This is a genomic window from Martelella sp. HB161492, from assembly GCF_013184775.1.
GTDB lineage: Bacteria > Pseudomonadota > Alphaproteobacteria > Rhizobiales > Rhizobiaceae > Martelella.
The window spans coordinates 23676-42914 of the sequence record NZ_JAATVV010000002.1 but is presented as its reverse complement, the minus strand read 5'-3'; the positions used below and the strand labels follow the sequence as shown (position 1 = coordinate 42914).

The 19239-nt window shown below is 59.6% G+C and carries 15 protein-coding genes; 8 read left to right on the top strand and 7 right to left on the bottom strand.

From position 1 onward, the window contains the following. Positions 1-197: 197 nt before the first annotated feature. The 3 genes from kdsA to HCK86_RS02935 form a co-directional block, all read right to left on the bottom strand. On the bottom strand, positions 198-1037 hold the full coding sequence (kdsA, locus tag HCK86_RS02945; RefSeq protein ID WP_176082999.1) for a 3-deoxy-8-phosphooctulonate synthase: 840 nt from the start codon (positions 1035-1037) through the stop codon (positions 198-200). A gap of 1 nt (position 1038) precedes the next feature. Further along, a complete protein-coding gene (locus HCK86_RS02940) occupies positions 1039-1920 on the bottom strand; it encodes a VOC family protein (RefSeq protein ID WP_176082998.1) in 882 nt (293 codons plus the stop codon). A 351-nt stretch (positions 1921-2271) separates the two neighbouring features. Beyond that, complete coding sequence (locus HCK86_RS02935) at positions 2272-6114, bottom strand: autotransporter-associated beta strand repeat-containing protein (protein WP_176082997.1); 3843 nt, start codon at positions 6112-6114, stop codon at positions 2272-2274. 302 nt (positions 6115-6416) lie between these two features. Here HCK86_RS02935 and HCK86_RS02930 point away from each other — a divergent pair, with 302 nt between their 5' ends. The 5 genes from HCK86_RS02930 to glp are packed head-to-tail and all read left to right on the top strand — an operon-like array spanning position 6417 to position 11884. Continuing rightward, a complete protein-coding gene (locus tag HCK86_RS02930) occupies positions 6417-8309 on the top strand; it encodes a SurA N-terminal domain-containing protein (protein ID WP_176082996.1) in 1893 nt (630 codons plus the stop codon). A 15-nt stretch (positions 8310-8324) separates the two neighbouring features. Then, positions 8325-9356 (top strand): anthranilate phosphoribosyltransferase, encoded by a 1032-nt coding sequence (trpD, locus tag HCK86_RS02925; RefSeq protein WP_176082995.1) that lies wholly within the window; start codon positions 8325-8327, stop codon positions 9354-9356. Further along, positions 9353-10168 (top strand): indole-3-glycerol phosphate synthase TrpC, encoded by an 816-nt coding sequence (gene trpC, locus HCK86_RS02920; RefSeq protein ID WP_176082994.1) that lies wholly within the window; start codon positions 9353-9355, stop codon positions 10166-10168. The genes trpD and trpC overlap by 4 nt, the downstream gene beginning before the upstream one ends. Then, positions 10165-10659 carry a cyclic pyranopterin monophosphate synthase MoaC gene (moaC, locus tag HCK86_RS02915; RefSeq protein WP_176082993.1) on the top strand — a complete coding sequence of 165 codons (495 nt, stop codon included), beginning with the start codon at positions 10165-10167 and terminating at the stop codon, positions 10657-10659. Before trpC ends, moaC begins: the two co-directional genes overlap by 4 nt. A 4-nt stretch (positions 10660-10663) precedes the next feature. Continuing rightward, the gene (glp, locus tag HCK86_RS02910) at positions 10664-11884 is read left to right on the top strand and encodes a gephyrin-like molybdotransferase Glp (protein WP_176082992.1); all 1221 of its coding nucleotides are present in this window, start codon (positions 10664-10666) and stop codon (positions 11882-11884) included. Positions 11885-11988: 104 nt separating this feature from the next. On the opposite strand, the gene HCK86_RS02905 is transcribed toward glp, so the two are convergent. After that, entirely contained in the window at positions 11989-12306 is a 318-nt protein-coding gene (locus HCK86_RS02905; protein ID WP_176082991.1) for a DUF1476 domain-containing protein, read from the bottom strand. Between the two features lie 287 nt (positions 12307-12593). Here HCK86_RS02905 and HCK86_RS02900 point away from each other — a divergent pair, with 287 nt between their 5' ends. Genes HCK86_RS02900 through purQ form a run of 3 tightly spaced genes read left to right on the top strand, consistent with a single transcriptional unit; the run spans position 12594 to position 14314 of the window. Beyond that, a complete protein-coding gene (locus HCK86_RS02900) occupies positions 12594-13358 on the top strand; it encodes a phosphoribosylaminoimidazolesuccinocarboxamide synthase (RefSeq protein WP_176082990.1) in 765 nt (254 codons plus the stop codon). 16 nt (positions 13359-13374) lie between these two features. Beyond that, a complete protein-coding gene (gene purS / locus HCK86_RS02895) occupies positions 13375-13617 on the top strand; it encodes a phosphoribosylformylglycinamidine synthase subunit PurS (RefSeq protein ID WP_176082989.1) in 243 nt (80 codons plus the stop codon). A gap of 22 nt (positions 13618-13639) precedes the next feature. After that, a complete protein-coding gene (purQ, locus tag HCK86_RS02890) occupies positions 13640-14314 on the top strand; it encodes a phosphoribosylformylglycinamidine synthase subunit PurQ (protein ID WP_176082988.1) in 675 nt (224 codons plus the stop codon). A gap of 454 nt (positions 14315-14768) precedes the next feature. Here the strand turns inward: purQ and clpA are convergent, their stop codons facing one another. The 3 genes from clpA to HCK86_RS02875 form a co-directional block, all read right to left on the bottom strand. Further along, entirely contained in the window at positions 14769-17174 is a 2406-nt protein-coding gene (clpA, locus tag HCK86_RS02885) for an ATP-dependent Clp protease ATP-binding subunit ClpA (RefSeq protein WP_176082987.1), read from the bottom strand. A 10-nt stretch (positions 17175-17184) separates the two neighbouring features. Then, a complete protein-coding gene (clpS, locus tag HCK86_RS02880; protein ID WP_176082986.1) occupies positions 17185-17538 on the bottom strand; it encodes an ATP-dependent Clp protease adapter ClpS in 354 nt (117 codons plus the stop codon). 475 nt (positions 17539-18013) lie between these two features. Continuing rightward, entirely contained in the window at positions 18014-18997 is a 984-nt protein-coding gene (locus HCK86_RS02875; RefSeq protein ID WP_176082985.1) for an extensin family protein, read from the bottom strand. Positions 18998-19239 lie beyond the last annotated feature (242 nt).

Below are 19239 nucleotides of genomic sequence, written 5' to 3'. Positions count from 1 at the left end.
CTGTCGACTTTGCTTTTAAACCAATGTGAGCCGCTTGGGAGGCGGCGGGAGCATTTCCCGCAGATGCGGGCCGTCGGCCCGGCTCACTGCGACAAAACGCATAATGCAGTTTCTCCGCCAGTACTATGACGATTGAAAAATTTCGATCGATTGAATGCGAAAAAACGCTGGTGGAACCTTTGCATGCATGCGTGACATTACCCTGCCTTTGCCAGCGCGTCAAAAGCCATAAGCTTGGCAATCAGGCGTGGCATTTCAGCAAGGGGAACCATGTTCGGACCGTCTGAAGGCGCATTGTCCGGATCTTCATGTGTCTCGATGAAAACACCCGCAACGCCGACGGCAACAGCCGCGCGTGCAAGGGTTTCAACGAATTCGCGCTGACCGCCGGTCGAGCCGCCCTGCCCGCCCGGCTGCTGCACGGAATGGGTGGCGTCGAAGATCACCGGCGCACCGGTTGCGGCCATGATCGGTAGCGAGCGCATGTCGGAGACCAGCGTATTGTAGCCGAAGGATGCACCGCGCTCACAGAGCAGAACATTGGGATTGCCGCTGTCAACGATCTTGGCGAGCACGTTCTTCATGTCCCAGGGCGCCAGGAACTGGCCCTTCTTGACGTTGATGACTCGGCCGGTCCTGGCGGCGGCAATCAGCAGGTCGGTCTGACGCGAAAGAAAGGCCGGGATCTGCAGCACGTCGACAACGGGGGCGACTTCGGCGCATTGCTCTTCCGTGTGAATGTCGGTGAGAACCGGAAAGCCGAATTCCTTCTTGAGATCGGCAAAGATCTCGAGCGCCTTGTCGAGGCCGATGCCGCGCGCTGCCCCGAGTGAGGTGCGGTTGGCCTTGTCGAAGGAGGATTTGTAGACCAGACCGATGCCCGCTTCGGCGCAAATTTCGGTAAGCTTGCCAGCCATCATGAAAGCATGGTCGCGGCTTTCCATCTGGCACGGCCCGGCAATCAGCGAAAGCGGTGCGCTGCTGGAAAAGGCCACGGCCTTTTCGCCGCTGCCTGCAATTACGGTAGAATTGGTCATGTCATGCTTCCCTGAACGCGAAGGTGACGCCCTGACCGGGCGCCGGCGGAACGGTGATCAGTCCGTCCCCTGCATGGTGATTTACGCCATTGGCGTCAAGCAAATTGTCGCAGGCGGCAAGATCAGCAACATCGAAAACGACACCACGCGCAACAAGCCCGCGCTCGCGGGTGTCCGTGGCCGAATTCAGCATGGTTTCGGCCTGGCCATGTTCGAATACCGAAATTGTGGCCGTCCCCGTGGAAAAACAGACACCATGCGGGTGGAGCGTCACGTCATGGCTGAAGGACACGGTATGCACGAAAGGTTCGAAATCCATCGGCCTCACCTCCCCCAAGATGATTTCGGCCATGCCGGTAACGCCATTGGGGTGTGACAGCAGCGCGCCGGGCACGGTCAGCGGTGCGGTCCGCTGGCAGGTGAAGAAAAACAGATCGGGCGCGCGCAGGTCTGCGGCGAAGGCAAGCGAGAAGCTTGCCGTGCCTTCAAGCCCGTCAGCGTCAAGATAAGGCCGCGAAAAGCGCAAGGAACCGGCGGCAATAGCCTTTTCCCTGAAGACTGCTTCATCCGCCTCACTATCTTCGCTCGTCAGTACAATCGCCGACATGCCGTCTTCGCCGCGGCGAAAACGATAGGCAGCGTCGCGTTTGACAAAGGGATTACCGTTTTGCGCCGACTGCCGGTAGAGCTTCAGGTCGGCGATGGCCAGCGGCTCGAGATAGGTCGAATCAGTGAAATAGACGCAGGCATTTTCCGTGCCGAAGGGATGACGTGCCTCTGGCGCGACGGCGAAACCGAGTGCGGAAAGACGCAGCCTTGCGGTTGCGAGATCAACGACCGGCAAGACCAGGTGATCGACCGATCGATGGCTTATGGATGCCATGATTTCCTCCCTTGCGAAAAGCCGATAGTGGAAGCATGGGCGCGCTTGTCTCGATTTGCAAGTATCGAAAGGGCAAGCGGCCAAAACATGGCCGCAAAGACTGCTGACAAGGCCGTTCATATTGCATGTTTGCGATGAAATAGCCCTCTCTCCATCGTCATCCCCGTGCTTGCCACGGGGATGACGATGCCTAAGGCATTGAATAGAGACGTTCTTTCGCCGCGCCGACATGTGGCGGCTGGATGCCTGTGACAGGCACGGGCATGACGTCAGAAAAAGGGGCGAGGTCTATCAGCAGTCCGAACGGCCAGAAGATGGCCACCATCGCGCCTCGGCCTGCTATCACCCGTCTTACCAGATGTAGCGCAGCTTGGCCGAGGCGATCAGCGTCGCATAGTCCGGCGACCACTCGCCATAGGCGGTGAAGGAAATGTCCGTCTGGGTCGAGATTCGCACCGTTGCACCGAGATTGGCTGCGACGGCACTGCCCGTGGGGGCGTTGCTGGCGATCGTGAAGCCGTAGCCCGGCAGGGCAATAAAGCTTGCGGTCGCGCCACTGGCATTGCCATAGCGATAAAGGTAAGAGGCGCGGCCATTGATCGAGAAACTGCGCGGGACGCGTCCGGCGGCGGTGTCGAAGCCGATGCCTGCTTCGACCGTGCCGCGCAGGATGTCGCTGCCGCCATAGGCAAGCGCCGACGTGCCCGTGCCGGAGGAGACTTTTTCATGATAGCCGGGCGCGCTGGTATAGGCGATGCTGGCGGCGGCGAAGGGGATCACGGCAAAGTCGTCTGCGGCAATGCGGAAACCGCCTTCCGCCCGGCCGCCGACGCTGGTGGCGTTGTAGCTGCCGCGCAGCTTGTCCGTGACGCCGTTGAGCGAGACAGTGCGATTGGTGTCGACGCCGTCAACGCCGACGCCAAGTGCCGCCGTGCCATAGGCGCCCTCTTCCGTCTGTCCCATCGCAACGAGCGCTGCGTGGAAGCTGGTGTCGTTGGCATAGCCATCCTGATCATTCTGGTCGTAGCGGCTGTTGCCGCCGCCAATCACCACGCCGATCTGGCTGCCGGCATCGAGCGAGGCCATGAAGCCGCCTTCGAACACATTGCCGCTGATATCGGCAGACGAATTGCCTGCCTGGCTGTCGCCGCTGATGCTGCTTGCCTGATGGCTGTATTCGAACCAGCCCGAATGGCTGGGGGCGAAATCCCGGTAAACCGATCCGCGGCCGGCATAGGCCCAATCCCATTGCGGCTGCGCCCGGGTTTGGGTTGTCCAGTAGCCGGCTGCAACGGTCGGCAGCGCATCACTGCTGTCGCCGGATTTTTCCGAGATCGGCCGCCAGGCATTCGTCATCCGGGAGGGATTGGTTGCCCGGCTCAGGAAGCCCTGCATGGCGTAGCTGGCAGTCGTGGTGGCATTGACACCGAGCTCGCCACCGAGCGTGGTCATGGCATTTTCGTAGTCGCTGCCATCAAGAAGCATTGCCGCAGACAGTGCTCCCGACAGTGAATTTCCGTCATTGAATGCATTGACGAGTGCGGTGTTCACGCCCTGGCCGAGCGTGGAGAAACTGTAGTCACCGCCGACATAAACCAGGGAGAAATCAAGATTGCTGCCGTCATCCGTGACCGTTCCCTTGAAATGGCTCGGCAGGTTGCTGACCGTTGCGCTGTAGTCACCGGAGATGCTGCCGGCCTCAAGCAGCGTATAGCTCTGCTTCAGCGTGCCGCCGGGCGCGAAGGTGACGGCGACTTCGGTGCTGTCGAAGCTGACATCGCCGCTGACCGTCGCGGTGTCGGAGCCATCGGCGATATAGGCGACATAGGTGGCGCCGGTCGAAAAGGTCAGGTCGCCATCAACGCTGATGGCACCGTTTTCATCGCCGGACTGGAAGGTGCCGCCGGTTGCAACCGCGACATCGCCAACCGTGCCCGAGCCGCCAAGCGTAGCCCCGGAGCCCACGCTGAAGGTCGATGCGGCGAGCGAGCCATCCACCAGAAGCGTGCCGCTGACGACATCGGTCGTGCCGGAAAAGCTGCTGTCGGCTGTCAGTGACAGCGTGCCCGCGCCGTCCTTGACCAGGGTACCATCGCCGGAAATGATGCCGGCGAAACTGGTGGTGTCGGAGCGGTTGAAGGCCAGTGTGCCGCCGTCTTCGATCGTCACGTTACCGCCAAGTGTGCCCGTCGTCCCGCCATTGCCGATCTGAAGCGTGGCGCCATCGTAAATCGAGGTGGTGCCGTCATTGGTGTTTTCAGCGGTGAGAATGGTTGTGCCGCTTTCAACCAGAATGGTCCCCGTGCCGGATATGACCGTGTCGAAGACATAGTCGCTGTCGGTGAGATTGAAGACCAGGGTTCCCGTGCCGCTGCCGAAACTGACGGTGTCAATGTCGAGCGTACCCGCCGCCGCAGCGGTCTCACCATCCGCTGCGCCGATGTTGAGCGAGCCGGTCGAGCCGCTTTCAGAGGCGATGGTGAGGCTGTCAGCGGTGACTGTTGCGCCATCGGCGACGGTAAGGCTGCCGGTGCCCGAGGCGCCGACGGTGATGCCGCCCGTCACTGTCCATGTGCTGGACGCGCCGCTGACACTGACGCTTCCCGTTGAGCCGCTGGCAGAGCCGATCACGGTCTGGGTGCTGGTGACTGTGCCGCCATCCTCCACCGAGAGCGAGCCTGTGCCGCTGTCTGCGACTGTGAGATCGCCATTGACCGTCCAGGTCGAGCCGGATCCTGTCACGGTCACGCTGCCGTCACCCGTGGCATCTGCACCGATCGTCGTGGTGGTGTTGGTCGCCGTTGCGCCATTCTCGACGGTGAGCGATCCCGTGCCGGACTGGCCGACGACAAGTGTCGAACTGTTGGCCCAGCTTGCTCCGTCTCCGGAAACCGTAACCGATCCATCGGCGCCTTCGCTCGCGCCGATGACGGCGCCATTGGTCGAAAGCGTTGCCCCGTCGCTGACTGACACAGACCCCGTGCCGGCATTGGCGACCGTGATGGCATTGGTGGTTGTCAGGCTGCTGTCGCTGTCGGTGAGCTGAATGGAGCCGTCTCCGGTGGTCGAATCGCCGATAACTGCCGAATCTGCCGTTACCGCGCCGCCATTGCTGATATCGACCTCGCCCGTGCCGGAAGCGCCGACGGAAAGCGTGCCGCGCAGCGCCCATTGCGATCCGGCACCATCGACATTGACTGTGCCGGTGGACCCTTCTGCGGAGCCAACCGTGGCGTTGGTGGCAGACATGATCGCGCCATCCAAGACGGAAAGCGTTCCGTCGCCCGAGGTTCCCGTGCCAGCAACATTACCGCCGAGGACAATGTCGTTATAGACGGTCCAGGTCGAACCGCTGCCCGTGACGGTCGCCGTTCCTGTTCCGTCGCTGAAAAGGCCGATGCTGACATTGTCGCTGATGACGGCTGCGCCGTCGGAGATCGTCAGTGTTCCCGTGCCGCCGCGACCGATCTCGAGATCGCCATACCCTTCCCAGGTCGTGCCGCTGCCGGTCACCGTCATGGTGCCGTTTCCGGTGGAGAATAAGCCGATGGTCGTGTCGTTGGTCAGGAGATAGGCGCCGTCTGAAACCGTCAGCGTACCCGTTCCCGAATTGCCGACGCGAAGGCCAACCTGACTCAGCGAGCCGTAAATGTTGAGGGACGAACCGCTCCCGCTGAGCGTTACGGTTCCCGAACCTGTCGAAGCGTTGCCGATAACAAGGCCCTGACTATTGCCATCCGCATCATCGGTGATGCTGAGCGTTCCCGTGCCTCCATCGCCGACATAAATTGCGCCCGTATTGGAGAAATAGCCGCCAGATGTTGAAATCGAGAGTGTGCCGGTGCTGTCCGTGTCCTGGCCGATTGTGATCGACTGGGTCTGAAGAGCGGCGACCGATGTCATCGAGCCCGTGCCGGTGGTGCCTATCACCAGCGTTCCGACATTGACGCCGCCGTCAGTTGCAAGAGACGGGTAGACGCTTGTGTCGTTGATGTTAGCGGTATCGTCGTAGCCCGGATACGTGTTTGTGGTTGTGTCCGACGTCGACCAGTTATCAGCGTTATACCAGGATGTATCGGTGCCAAGCCAATCGAAAGTGGCGGCAAAACTCTGGGCAGGCAGCAAAAGCGACAATGCTGACGAACACAGAAAGAGCCCCTTCAAGGTCTGGCTCGCTCTCTTGCGCTTTATCATGCTGATTCTCCCCGCTCGCCTGCTATCGGTCGTCTTGTGTTGAGTGAAACCCCGTTCATTCGACTCAACTTGGTTCGGAACAGTTCTCTTTTGACAGCGAAGCCTTAAAAAGCTCTTGCATCCTCGGCTGTTGTGGCGCTCCCCGGGGTTATGGTTAATAAAGGGTTGCCGTCTGCGGCCGATCTGACCGCAATTCGGCTGCATTGGCTTTCAATGATTGGCGCTGCGGCTTCAATTCCGTTTCGTCTTGGTCTAAGAAGCTTGCTCGATAACCAAAGACTGCGAACAGGAACTGCTCAAGAATGCTCGATGTCATGCGAAAAGGCGCCCAGACCTGGGTGGCAAAACTTCTGCTGATTGTCCTTGTTGTCTCATTTGGCATCTGGGGTGTTTCAAGCTCGCTGCTGTCGGGCAGCTCGGATGTGGTGATCAAGGTCGGCGACCAGGAAGTCTCCACCAATGAGTTCCGGCTTGCCTATCAGCGCCAGCTCAACAGTCTGTCGCAGCAATATGGCCGGCAGCTGAGCAGTGAACAGGCGCGCATGCTTGGTGTCGACCAGCAGGTCTACGCCCAGCTGATTGCCGGTGCCGCGCTTGATCAGATCGCCTCGGAAATGAAGCTTGGACTGTCGGAAGACCGCCTCGCCCAGATCATTTCCGAAGACAAGTCTTTCCAGGGTGCAAATGGCCAGTTCAGCCGCCAGCAGTTTACCGCGCTGCTTCGCAATGCCGGGCTGAGTGAGGATGACTATGTCGCCGCGACCAGCAAGATCGCCGTGCGCAGCCAGATCGTCGATGCGCTTGCTGATGGATTCACGCCGCCCAAGACGCTGGTCGATGCCATTCGCGAGTTCAGGACGCAGTCGCGCGTGGTTGACTATCTCGTGCTCACCAACGCCTTCATCGATCCGATCAAGTCTCCGGGCGATGACGTGCTCAAGCCGTGGTTCGAAGAGCGCAAGCCGATCTACAAGGCACCGGAATATCGCGGTATCTCCTATGTTGAGCTGAAGCCTGCCGATATCGCCGATCCGGCTGCTATTTCCGACGCTGATGTAAAGGCTGATTACGAATCGCGGATCGCCAATTACACGACGCCGGAAAAGCGCACCATCGAGCAGCTGACCTTCGCCAATCAGGCCGACGCAGAAGCGGCGGCTGAAGCGCTGAAGGACGGTTCGAAGACCTTCGATCAGCTGGTCAAGGATCAGGGCGCGACGATTGACGACGTGTCACTCGGGACATTTGCAAAGGGTGAGCTTCCCAATGCTGCCGTTGATGAGGCCGCCTTTTCCATCCAGAAGTCTGGCGGCACCAGCGGCGTGGTTCAGGGCGCATTCGGTCCGGTCATCGTCCGTGTCAGCAATATCACGCCCGAATCTGTCGCGAGTTTCGATAGCGTCAAGGCTCAGATCCGCCAGGATCTTGCGATCCAGCAGGCCTCGGATGACATCCTGAATGTCGAAAATCAGTATGATGACCTGCGCGCCTCCGGCAAGACGCTGGCAGAGGCTGCCGAAGCGCTGAACCTGAAGCCGAAGACAATCGACAATGTCGACAGCAAGGGGCTGGATCAGAATGGTGATCAGGTTCCCGATGTACCGCTGGGCACGCAGCTGATCTCCGCTGCCTTCGCCGCCGAACAGGGCACTGAAAATCTGCCGCTCCGGCTGAGTGACGGCGGTTATGTCTGGTATGAGGTAACCGATGTAACCCCTTCCCGCGACAGGACCTTTGACGAAGTTCGCAGCAAGGTGGAGGCCGATTGGGCTGCTGCCGAGCAGAAGAAGGAACTGGAAGCCAAGGCCAAGGAGCTTCAGGCTGAAGTTGAAGCCGGCACCAGCCTTCAGGACATTGCCGATGACCTGGCGATCAGCGTTCAGGAAAGCAAGCCGATCCGCCGCAACAGCCAGGATCCGGATCTCGGTCCCGATGCGGTTGCTGCTGCCTTTTCGGGTCAGCTTTCAACCGTCGCCACGGCCCCGCGTGACAATGGCGACGAGCAGATCTTGCTGAAGGTGACGGCGATTGTCGATGCGGGTGATGCCATCGCCTCCAATGCCGACGAACAGTCAATCAATCAGGTTGCGACGGCTGCCGGGGACGATATCCTCGACGAAATGGTCAACAAGCTGAGAAGCGAATATGGTGTCAAGATCAACCAGACGCTGGCGCAGCAGATCACCAATATGTAGTCGACTGGAAAGATTATGTCTGAACTTAAGCCCTTCATCGCCAAAGTCGCCGCGCGTCAGTCCCTGACAAGCGCGGAGGCCGAGCGCGCTTTTGATATCATCATGTCGGGAGAAGCCACGCCATCGCAGATCGGCGGCTTCCTGATGGCGCTCCGGGTGAAGGGTGAGACGGTTGACGAGATTGTCGGCGCGGTGACGACCATGCGCGCCAAGATGCTGACGGTTGCAGCGCCGGAAGGCGCTGTCGATATTGTCGGCACGGGCGGTGACGGAACCGGAACCTACAATATCTCTACCCTCGCCGCTCTCATCACGGCGGGGGCCGGCACGCCGGTTGCCAAGCATGGCAACCGGGCGCTCTCATCGAAATCGGGCGCGGCAGACAGCCTGTCCGAACTTGGGGTCAGGCTTGATATCGGTCCGGCGCTGATCAGCCGTTGCATTGCCGAAGCCGGTATCGGCTTCATGTTTGCCCAGACCCATCACGCGGCCATGCGCCATGTCGGGCCGTCACGGGTCGAGCTCGGAACCCGCACGATCTTCAATCTTCTCGGGCCGCTCTCCAGCCCGGCAGGCGTCAAGCACCAGCTGCTCGGTGTCTATTCTCAGGAATGGGTGGAGCCGCTGGCTGAAGTGCTGCGCGATCTCGGCTCCGAGCATGTGTGGATCGTTTATGGTTCAGGCATGGACGAAATCACCACGACAGGCCGAACCAATGTCGCCGAACTGAGTGATGGCAAGATCAGGACCCTGGAACTGACACCGGATGATTTCGGCGTTCCGACGGTCGCTTTGTCAGCGCTTCAGGGTGGCGATGGCAAGGTCAATGCCAAAGCGCTGCGCGACGTTCTGTCGGGCGCGCGCAATGCCTATCGTGATGTGGCACTTTGCAACGCCGCCGCCGCACTTTTGATCACCGGCCGGGGTGAAACCATTGCCGATGCCATGGCGATCGCTGCCGATGCGCTTGACAGCGGCAATGCAGCGGCGGCGCTCGATCGCCTCGTCGCCGTCTCCAACGAGGAAGAAGAGGCCGCGAAACCATGACCGATATTCTCAAGAAGATCGAGGCCTACAAGCGCGAGGAAATCGCCGCTGCGAAGGCCGCCTGCCCGCTCAACGACATCAAGGCAAAGGCCGCCGATCAGGATGCGCCGCGCGGCTTCTACAAGGCGCTGCGGGCCAAGCAGGAGGCAGGCCTGTTCGGGCTGATTGCAGAGATCAAGAAGGCGAGCCCGTCCAAGGGGCTGATCCGTGCCGACTTCGACCCGCCGGCTTTCGCCAGCGCCTATGAGGATGGCGGCGCGGCCTGCCTTTCGGTGCTGACGGATGCCCCGAGTTTTCAGGGCGCGCCCGAGTTTCTGATGGCAGCACGGGCGGCATGCAGCCTGCCGGCGCTGCGCAAGGATTTCCTGTTTGAGCCCTATCAGGTTTACGAAGCGCGGGCCTGGGGCGCCGACTGCATTCTGATCATCATGGCCAGCCTTTCCGATGACGACGCCGAACGTCTGCAGGATACCGCCTTTGAGCTGGGCATGGATGCGCTGATCGAGGTGCATAATGCCGAAGAATGCGAGCGGGCGCTGAAGCTCTCCTCGCCGATGATCGGCATCAACAATCGCAATCTGCGCAATTTCGAGGTCTCACTGGAAACCAGCGAGCGGCTGTCGCGGATGATCCCGGATGATCGCCTCATGGTCGGTGAAAGCGGCATTTTCACCCATGATGATTGCCTGAAGCTCGAGAAATCCGGAATTTCGACATTCCTGGTTGGCGAAAGCCTGATGCGCCAGAAGGATATCGCCACCGCGACCCGCAGTCTGCTGTTTGGCCGTGCCGAGGATGTTGCGGCCCAATGAGTGACGACGCTCCGTGCCTGACGCATCTTTCCGAAACCGGCAAGGCGGATATGGTCGATGTCGGCCAGAAGGCCGTCACCGAGCGGCGGGCGACGGCGGAAGGGTCGATCCGCATGCAGCCGGAGACGCTGGCCCTGATCCTCAGCGGCAATGCGAAAAAGGGTGATGTCATTGCGACAGCCCGGCTCGCCGGCATCATGGCGGCAAAGAAGACTGCTGACCTTATCCCTCTGTGCCATCCGCTGATGCTGACCAGGATCGCCGTCGATATCACGCCAATGGAGGATCTGCCTGGCCTTCATGTGACTGCAACCGTCGGGCTGGCCGGTCAGACCGGGGTTGAGATGGAGGCGCTGACCGCCGTTTCCGTCGCCTGCCTCACCATTTACGACATGGCCAAGGCCGTCGACCGCGCCATGGAGATCGGTGCGGTACGCCTTGTTGCAAAGAGCGGCGGCAAGAGCGGTGATTTCAATCGCGAGGCCTTGTAAGCCCGTGAAAGCGCCCCTCCTTCCCGTAGAAGAGGCCCTGCAGCGGCTTCTGGCAATGGCCTCACCGGTGAGCAGCCCTGAAACCGTGTCTCTGAGCGCTGCCGACGGGCGTGTGCTTGCGCATGATCTGTCTTCCCGGCTGACCCATCCTCCCTTTGCCGCATCCGCCATGGACGGCTATGCCGTGACCGCGCCGAACGGCGTTGCTGCTTCTAGCGTGTTCAGCGTGATTGGCGAGACGGCCGCCGGAGATCCGCCCGCATCGAACCTTCGCTCCGGTGAGGCCATGCGCATTTTCACGGGTGCGCCTCTGCCCGCAAATGCCGATACGGTGATTATTCAGGAAGATACGCAACGCCGTCCCGACGGTGCAATTGCGGTCACGGAGGCGGTCGCGGCCGGCGCCAATGTGCGTACCGCCGGGCTCGATTTTTCCGTTGGCCAACCGATCCTCGGCGCAGGTCTGAAACTTGATTTTCGCGCGCTTTCTCTGGCTGCTGCTGCGGGGCATGACCGAGTTGAAGTCTATCGCAAGCCGAAACTCGCCATTCTCGCGACGGGCAACGAGCTCGTGCCACCGGGAACAACACCCGGAACCGGCCAGATCGTCGCCTCAAGCGGAACGGGCATTTCGGCCCTGATGCGCGGCAGCGGCGCTGATGTCGTTGATTGTGGGATCGCCGGCGACAGTGAAGCGGCGACGCGAACGGCGATTGCTGCGGCATTGGCGACGGCGCCCGATGTGCTGGTCACCATTGGCGGCGCGTCTGTCGGCGATCACGACCTGGTGCGACCGGTCCTGCAATCCATGGGCATGACGCTGGACTTCTGGCGCATCGCCATGCGCCCCGGAAAACCGTTGATGGTTGGAAAACTGGACGGCACCATCATCGTCGGCCTGCCCGGCAATCCGGTCTCCAGCTTTGTCTGTGCGCTGGTCTTCCTTGAACCCTTGATGCGCATGATGGCTGGCTTGCCGCCAGCGAAGCGCTTGCTGAAGGCGCGGCTTTCCGGAAAGCTGCCGCCGAACGGTCCGCGTCAAGCCTATCTCAGGGCGCGGATTGACCAGGATGCCAATGGTGGAGATGTGGCGGAACCGCTGCTTCAGCAGGATTCCTCCCTGCTCAGCGTTCTGGCGCTGGCTGACGCCTTGCTGATCCGGGCGCCGCATGCGCCAGAGGCAAAAGATGGCGACCCGGTAGACGTGCTTATTCTCGACTCATGAATACATGAAAAACAATGGCTTGCTGGGTCTGGCTGATGGATCGCCTTAATGGCCGACCTGGTGCGTTCTTTTCGAAAATCGATTCCGATTGTCGAGCCGGTGCGCTAGACCCATTCGGCCTGCTGGCGCGCAGCATTGGCAAAGGCCAGCATCTTGATCCGCAGAACCTCCTCCTCCATGGCGATCCCGGCCTCGGCAAAATCGCGCATCAGTTTGCGCAGAACATCTTCATCACCGAGCCGGGTAAAATCGGCGGCAATGACTTCGCTTTCATAGACTTCGAGATCTTCCCGTCCGAGCAATTGTGCGGCCCAGGCGGCCAGCATCCGGTTCCGACGGGCAGTATTGCGGAAGCGCATGGCTTCCTGGTGGGCAAAGGCAGCCTCGAAGGCTTGTTCACGGTCGTGAAGCAGATTGGCCATGTCACGTCTCCCTTGTCCTGGTTGTCGCAAGCCACAAGCGGTGCGATTTCTTTGGAATTGTCAAAAGGATGACGCTAAAACTGACGATTGAAAAGCACCCCTTGAGAGCTAATTCGATTGAAATAAATTGGCTTAATCGATTTTTATGGCTCGGCTTCCTGCCACAATAGGTGATTAAGGTTGGAAAGATGTGCGCCCGCATTGAGTATGAATTGCATTTTCGCTATTGCGGCGCTTAATAAAAGAACTGCGCAGCCATTCTGCTGCGCCAACGAAGCGAGTTCATCATGAATCGTCGCCGCCGCGTCTATGAGGGCAAGGGCAAGATCCTCTACGAGGGCCCCGAGCCCGGAACATTGATTCAGTTTTTCAAGGATGACGCCATCACCGTACCGGAAGCCCGGGCTGAGACCATCGATGGCAAGGGCGTATTGAACAACCGCATCTCTGAATATGTCTTTACCCATCTCAACCAGATGGGCATTCCGACCCACTTTATCCGGCGGCTCAACATGCGCGAGCAGCTGATCAAGGAAGTCGAGATGATCCCGCTCGTGATAGCGGTACGCAATGTCGCTGCCGGTTCGTTTTCACGCCGTCTCGGCATCGAGGAAGGGACAATTCTGCCGCGCTCGATCATCGAGTTCAATCTGAAGTCTGACGAGCTGAACAACCCTCTGGTTTCCGAAGAACACATCACCGCTTTCGGCTGGGCAAGCCCGCCGGAGCTCGATGACATGATGGCGCTGGCGATCCGGGTCAATGATTTTCTCTCGGGTCTTTTCCTCGGCGCCGGAATTCAGCTGGTCGATTTCAAGATCGAATGCGGCCGCTATTATGAGGGCGACCTGATGCGCATCATTCTGGCAGACGAGATCTCGCCGGATTCGTGCCGTCTGTGGGATATTTCCAGCCATGAAAGGCTCGATCGGGACCGGATGCGACTGGACAAGACCGGTCTCTTGAGTGCTTATTCCGAAGTGGCCCGCCGGCTGGGCATCATCAATGAAAACGAGCCTGCCCGCGCCAGCGGACCGGTTCTGGTTAAATAGTGTTGGGGAAATAGCAGTGATCAAAGCTCGCGTAATCGTCACCCTGAAGAACGGCGTTCTCGATCCGCAGGGAAAGGCTATCCAGGGAGCGCTTGGCACGCTCGGCTTCGGCAATATCGCCGAAGCACGTCAGGGCAAGGTGTTTGAACTGTCGGTCGATACGTCTGACGAAGAGGCCGCCCGCGCCGAAATCGCCGATATGTGCGAGAAGCTTCTGGCCAATACGGTCATCGAGAACTACGCAATCGAGATTGCCTGAGCCAGGCTGAAGGACACCTGCCATGAAAACCGCGCTGATCCAGCTTCCCGGCCTCAATCGTGACCGCGACATGATGGCTGCCATCACCAAGATCTCCGGCATTGCCCCGGTGACGGTCTGGCAGACGGAAACGGAATTGCCCGATGTTGATCTGATTGTCATTCCGGGCGGCTTTTCCTATGGCGATTACCTTCGCTGTGGCGCCATTGCAGCCCGCATGCCGGTGCTGCAGGCCGTGGCCGCAAAGGCGCGTCAGGGCGTGCGCGTGATCGGTGTTTGCAATGGTTTTCAGATCCTGGTTGAGGCCGGTCTCCTGCCCGGCGCCTTGATGCGCAATGCCTCGCTGAAATTCGTCTGCCGTGAGGTCAAGCTTGAGGTTGCCAACAACCGGACGGCCTTTACCAGCAATTACGCCGAAGGCCAGATCATCCGCTGCCCGGTCGCCCATCATGACGGCAACTATTTCGCCGAGCCCGAGACGCTTGCAGCGATGGAAGACAAGGGCCAGGTTGTCTTCCGCTACGCAGAAGGCACCAATCCCAATGGGTCGGTCCATGATATTGCCGGTATCGTCAACGCGGCCGGAAATGTTCTCGGCATGATGCCGCATCCCGAAAATCTGATCGAAGCCGCCCATGGCGGCAGTGATGGCCGCGCTCTGTTCGAAGCCGCGCTGGGTATTGTCGAGCCAGCCTGACACACTTTATCGTCTGCCGTCATTCCGCGCCTGTCAGTCGGCTATCCGGCGTGGCCGCTAGACGGGCGGACCCCCGGTCGGTCCGTCCGGTAGCAAACGATCTCTCCCCTTGAGGGACATAGCTCCGATAGGGGCAGAGGGTGAACCCTGCCGGCGAATACAGAATTTGCCGTGCCAGCCCATGAGATCGATGACGTGAACCGGACAGCAGCCTGGCCGGTCAGGTGAATCCAAATCTGCAATCTTGAAACAATGAGTCATTCGCCATGCAGATGCACGGCGAATGACTCTTTCAATCCAATGTCCTGAAGGGCCTGGATCCCCGTGACGCGCAAGGGGATGACGACGGAAGGGGCGGCTATTCTCCCCCGAACAGACACTCTGAATGACTGTGTCGCCGATCATGAAAGCCGGGCAGAACCCGGCTTTGCTTTTGTCTTGCCTGCCTCAAGCCTTACGAGCTGGCTTCAGACTTGCGGCTGCGGCTGCGTCCCTTGCTCGACTTGCCTTCGGCTTTCGGCGCGTCGGCCTTGAGTTCCGACGGCTTGACCGGGGTCGTGTCCGAAATCGCTTCCAGCAGCAGCGCGCTGGGACCGCCCTCTGTCGTCTTGACGGAAACGCGGACGATACCGCCCTTCTTCAGCTTGCCGAACAGGATCTCATTGGCCAGCGGCTTCTTGATATGCTCCTGAATGACACGCGAGAGCGGCCGTGCGCCCATCTTCTCATCATAGCCGCGCTCGGCCAGCCACTCGATTGCCGCATCTTCAAGCTCGAAGGTGACGTTGCGATCAGAGAGCTGGGTTTCCAGCTGCATGATGAATTTCTGCACGACCTGATGAATGACTTCGGTCGGCAGCGGCGCGAAGGGAATGATCGCGTCGAGGCGGTTGCGGAACTCCGGCGTGAACATGCGGTTCAGCGCCTCTTCGTCATCACCTGTGCGCTTCGAAGAGCCAAAGCCGATGGCCGATTTGGACATCTCTGTCGCACCGGCATTGGTCGTCATGATCAGGATCACATTGCGGAAATCGATCTTCTTGCCGTTGTGATCGGTCAGCGTTCCGTGATCCATCACCTGCAGCAGGATATTGTAGATATCCGGATGCGCCTTCTCGATCTCGTCCAGCAGCACGACGCAATGCGGGTGCTGATCGACGCCATCCGTCAGAAGACCGCCCTGATCAAAGCCGACATAGCCGGGAGGTGCGCCAAGCAGGCGGGATACCGTATGGCGTTCGCCATATTCCGACATGTCGAAGCGAAGCAGTTCCACGCCAAGCGAGGAGGCCAGCTGTTTTGACACCTCGGTCTTGCCGACGCCGGTCGGGCCGGAGAAGATATAGGAGCCGATCGGCTTGTTGGGCTCGCGCAGGCCCGCACGGGCGAGCTTGATGGCGGTTGCCAGCGCGTCGATCGCCGCATCCTGACCGTAAACGACAGAACGCAATTCCTTTTCCAGATTGGCAAGCACCTGCTCGTCATCCTTGGAAACCGTCTTCGGCGGGATCCGGGCCATGGTCGCGATCGTCGCCTCGATCTCCTTTTCGGTGATCATCTTGCGGCGGCGCGATGCCGGCAGCAGCATCTGTGCTGCACCGCTCTCATCGATCACGTCAATCGCCTTGTCGGGCAGCTTGCGGTCGGTGATGTAGCGGGCAGACAGCTCGACGGCTGCCTTGATGGCCTCATTCGTGTAGCGCAGGTTGTGATATTCCTCGAAATAGGGCTTGAGGCCCTTCATGATCTCGATGGCATCATCAACGCTTGGTTCATTGACGTCGATCTTCTGGAAGCGACGCACCAGAGCCCGGTCCTTTTCAAAGAACTGCCGGTATTCCTTGTAGGTGGTCGAACCGATGCAGCGGATCGAACCAGAGGAAAGTGCCGGCTTCAACAGGTTGGAGGCGTCCATCGCGCCGCCGGACGTCGCACCGGCGCCGATCACCGTGTGGATCTCGTCGATGAACAGCACGGCGCCGTCATATTCTTCGAGTTCCTTGACCACCTGCTTCAGGCGCTCCTCGAAGTCACCGCGGTAACGCGTTCCGGCCAGGAGCGTGCCCATGTCGAGCGAAAAGATCGTCGCATCAAGCAGCGCTTCAGGCACCTTGCCCTCGACGATGCGCTTGGCAAGACCTTCCGCAATCGCTGTCTTGCCGACGCCCGGATCACCCACATAAAGCGGGTTGTTCTTGGAACGGCGGCACAGAACCTGAATGGTCCGGTTGACTTCGGCCTCGCGGCCGATCAGCGGATCAATCTTGCCGCCCATCGCCTTCTCATTGAGGTTGACGCAATAGGCCTTCAGCGCATCCGGCTGCTTGCGGCTGGTCTCCTCGCTGTCGCGCGACTGGCTGGTTTCGTTCTCTTCCGACGCGCCCGAAATCCCGCGCGGCGGCCGGCTCTCCGATGTGCCCGGCTTCTTGCCGATACCATGGGAGATGAAATTCACGGCGTCATAGCGGGTCATTTCCTGCTGCTGCAGGAAGAAGGCGGCATGGCTTTCACGTTCGGCGAATATCGCCACAAGAACGTTTGCACCGGTCACCTCTTCGCGACCGGACGACTGGACATGAATCACCGCACGCTGGATCACGCGCTGAAAGCCGGAGGTCGGCTTGGAATCCTCGTCATAGCCGGTGACCAGATTGGCGAGCTCGGTATCGACATATTCGGTCACGCTGGTACGCAGGACGTCGAGGTCTACACTGCAGGCGCTCATGACGGCAGCAGCATCCGAATCATCAATCAGCGCCAGAAGAAGATGTTCCAGCGTTGCATATTCGTGATGCCGTTCATTTGCATAGGTCAGAGCCTGATGCAGCGCCTTTTCAAGACTGGGAGAAAATGTTGGCACGATCAGAACCTCACTTCTTTTCCATGACACATTGCAATGGATGCTGATGCTGGCGGGCAAAATCCATGACCTGACTGACCTTGGTCTCAGCCACCTCATAGGTATAAACACCGCATTCGCCGACGCCATTATTGTGTACGTTCAACATGATGCGGGTAGCCGCCTCGCGATCTTTCTGGAAAAAGCGCTCCAGAATGTGAACCACGAATTCCATTGGCGTGTAGTCATCGTTCAACAGGAGAACCCGGTAGAGGCTGGGTTTTTTAGCCTTGGGCTTTGTGCGCGCGATCACCGCTGTTCCGCGGCTCGGATTGCCCCCTTTTTCGGGTGGATCATCTTGCATCCGGATCGGCATCGCGATCATTTCATCTGGCTCCGTTTATCCTTTCGGGTCTCAACGAAGATATCATCAGGCCCATGCTTCTTATCTCTATCTGTTCGTTCCGAGTTCGTTTTCAAGCTCCCTTCGACAGATACGATCTTAATGCTCATCCCGCGATGTTGTCATTAAGAAAATATCCGTCACCCATGGAACGTCAGCGCAGTGAAGCCGGAACATTACCAGTTGGTTTCAGGCCGGTTTCGGAGATTCTGAAGAGATCTCTTCAGTCTGCCTGCACCTGCGGTGATGCGCCGGGCGGATGGGGTATAAGGTGGGCTTGAGGACGACGAAAACGATGGCAGGCACACCGCTGGACGATCCCTTTTGGTGCGCCTGAAGGGTTTCAGATGGGGTTTATGGGAGGCGATTTCAACCGGTCCGGCGCCGGCTTCCTTGGCGATAAATATTTTTTATCGACTGACCCGGGGAGGAAGGATGAGCTTGTATACCCCTCCCCCTATTCGCAATAGTGCTTGCCGGAATTGCGCTGCATCAGGTCAAGGTGCAGATGATCGTCGTGCTCAGGATAGCCGGGGCCGAGCACGGTGTTGAAATAGGAGCAGCTGTCGGTTCTGATGGCCGTCAGCAAGCCCCGCTCCCGGAAGGCGAAGATGCTCTTCTTCGAGACGTCGATGGTCTTGCCGCTGTTCAGGGTCAGTCCGCCAACATCGATCGCATTGCCCGAGGCATGTTCGGACCAGCCGGGATTCTTGCTGCCATTATTCATCCGGCGGCAGGAATAGCCGCCCATTGTGTTGATGGAGGCGATGCCGGTGAGATAGCGTACCCGCACGGCAGGAGCGACATCGTTCTGCACCCATTCGGCAAGCGAGAGCGCGGTTTCGCAGTTGATGGTGACGGCCGGCGATACCTTGATATCGCCCGAAAGTCCCTTGAGCTTGATCGGATAGGGAACGTCGCAGTGGACGCCGTTGGCGATCGCCTCCATTTCGGCGAAGCTGACCCCCATCTTGGCGAGCTCGCTGCGGCACTGGCGCTCGGCGAGCGGCATGATCTGCGGCATCTTGCTTTGCGAGGGCGACTGCGATGCCGGCGGCATCTGTGACATGTCCGGAGGTGCAACGGGCGTGATCGATGCGGTTTCGATCGGGTCGATATCGGTCTTGGCTTCGGCGATGACGGCAGCCACGGCATCGTCAGTCGGACCGGTGGTGGTGATGTCCGTGGTGGCAATGGTCACTGCGGGCGTTTCGGCGGCAAAGCCGAGATAGCCGTCAATGGATGTGCCCTGCCCGGCCGATGCCTGGGCGACATCCTGGCCAACCGTCGGTGTTGCTGCGGCTTTCGCGATTGATGGCGCAGGCGATGCTGCCCGACCCGGCGCCGGTGTCGGAACCGGGGGCTGTTCGGGCACAGTGGCGGCCACTCTGGTTTGCGGCGGCGGCGAGTTGTCCTTGGTGTCGATTGAAAACGAGGTCATCAGCCCCGAGACCGAACATGAAGTCAAGGCAGCTGCAAGGGCGGCCACGGAAGCCGTCCGCCTAAGGAGCGAGGGATACGCCATACTATTCCGCTCTTTTTTTCTCAAACCGATGGAACGAGTAAAGCAGAGAAGCGTAAACAAATGCTTTTCTGACGGCGCTTTTGCATGGCTGGCTTGCGCTTTGTCATCTTGTACAGGCGGGTCGGATTTCTCATCTTGCAGCACATGTTCAGGACACG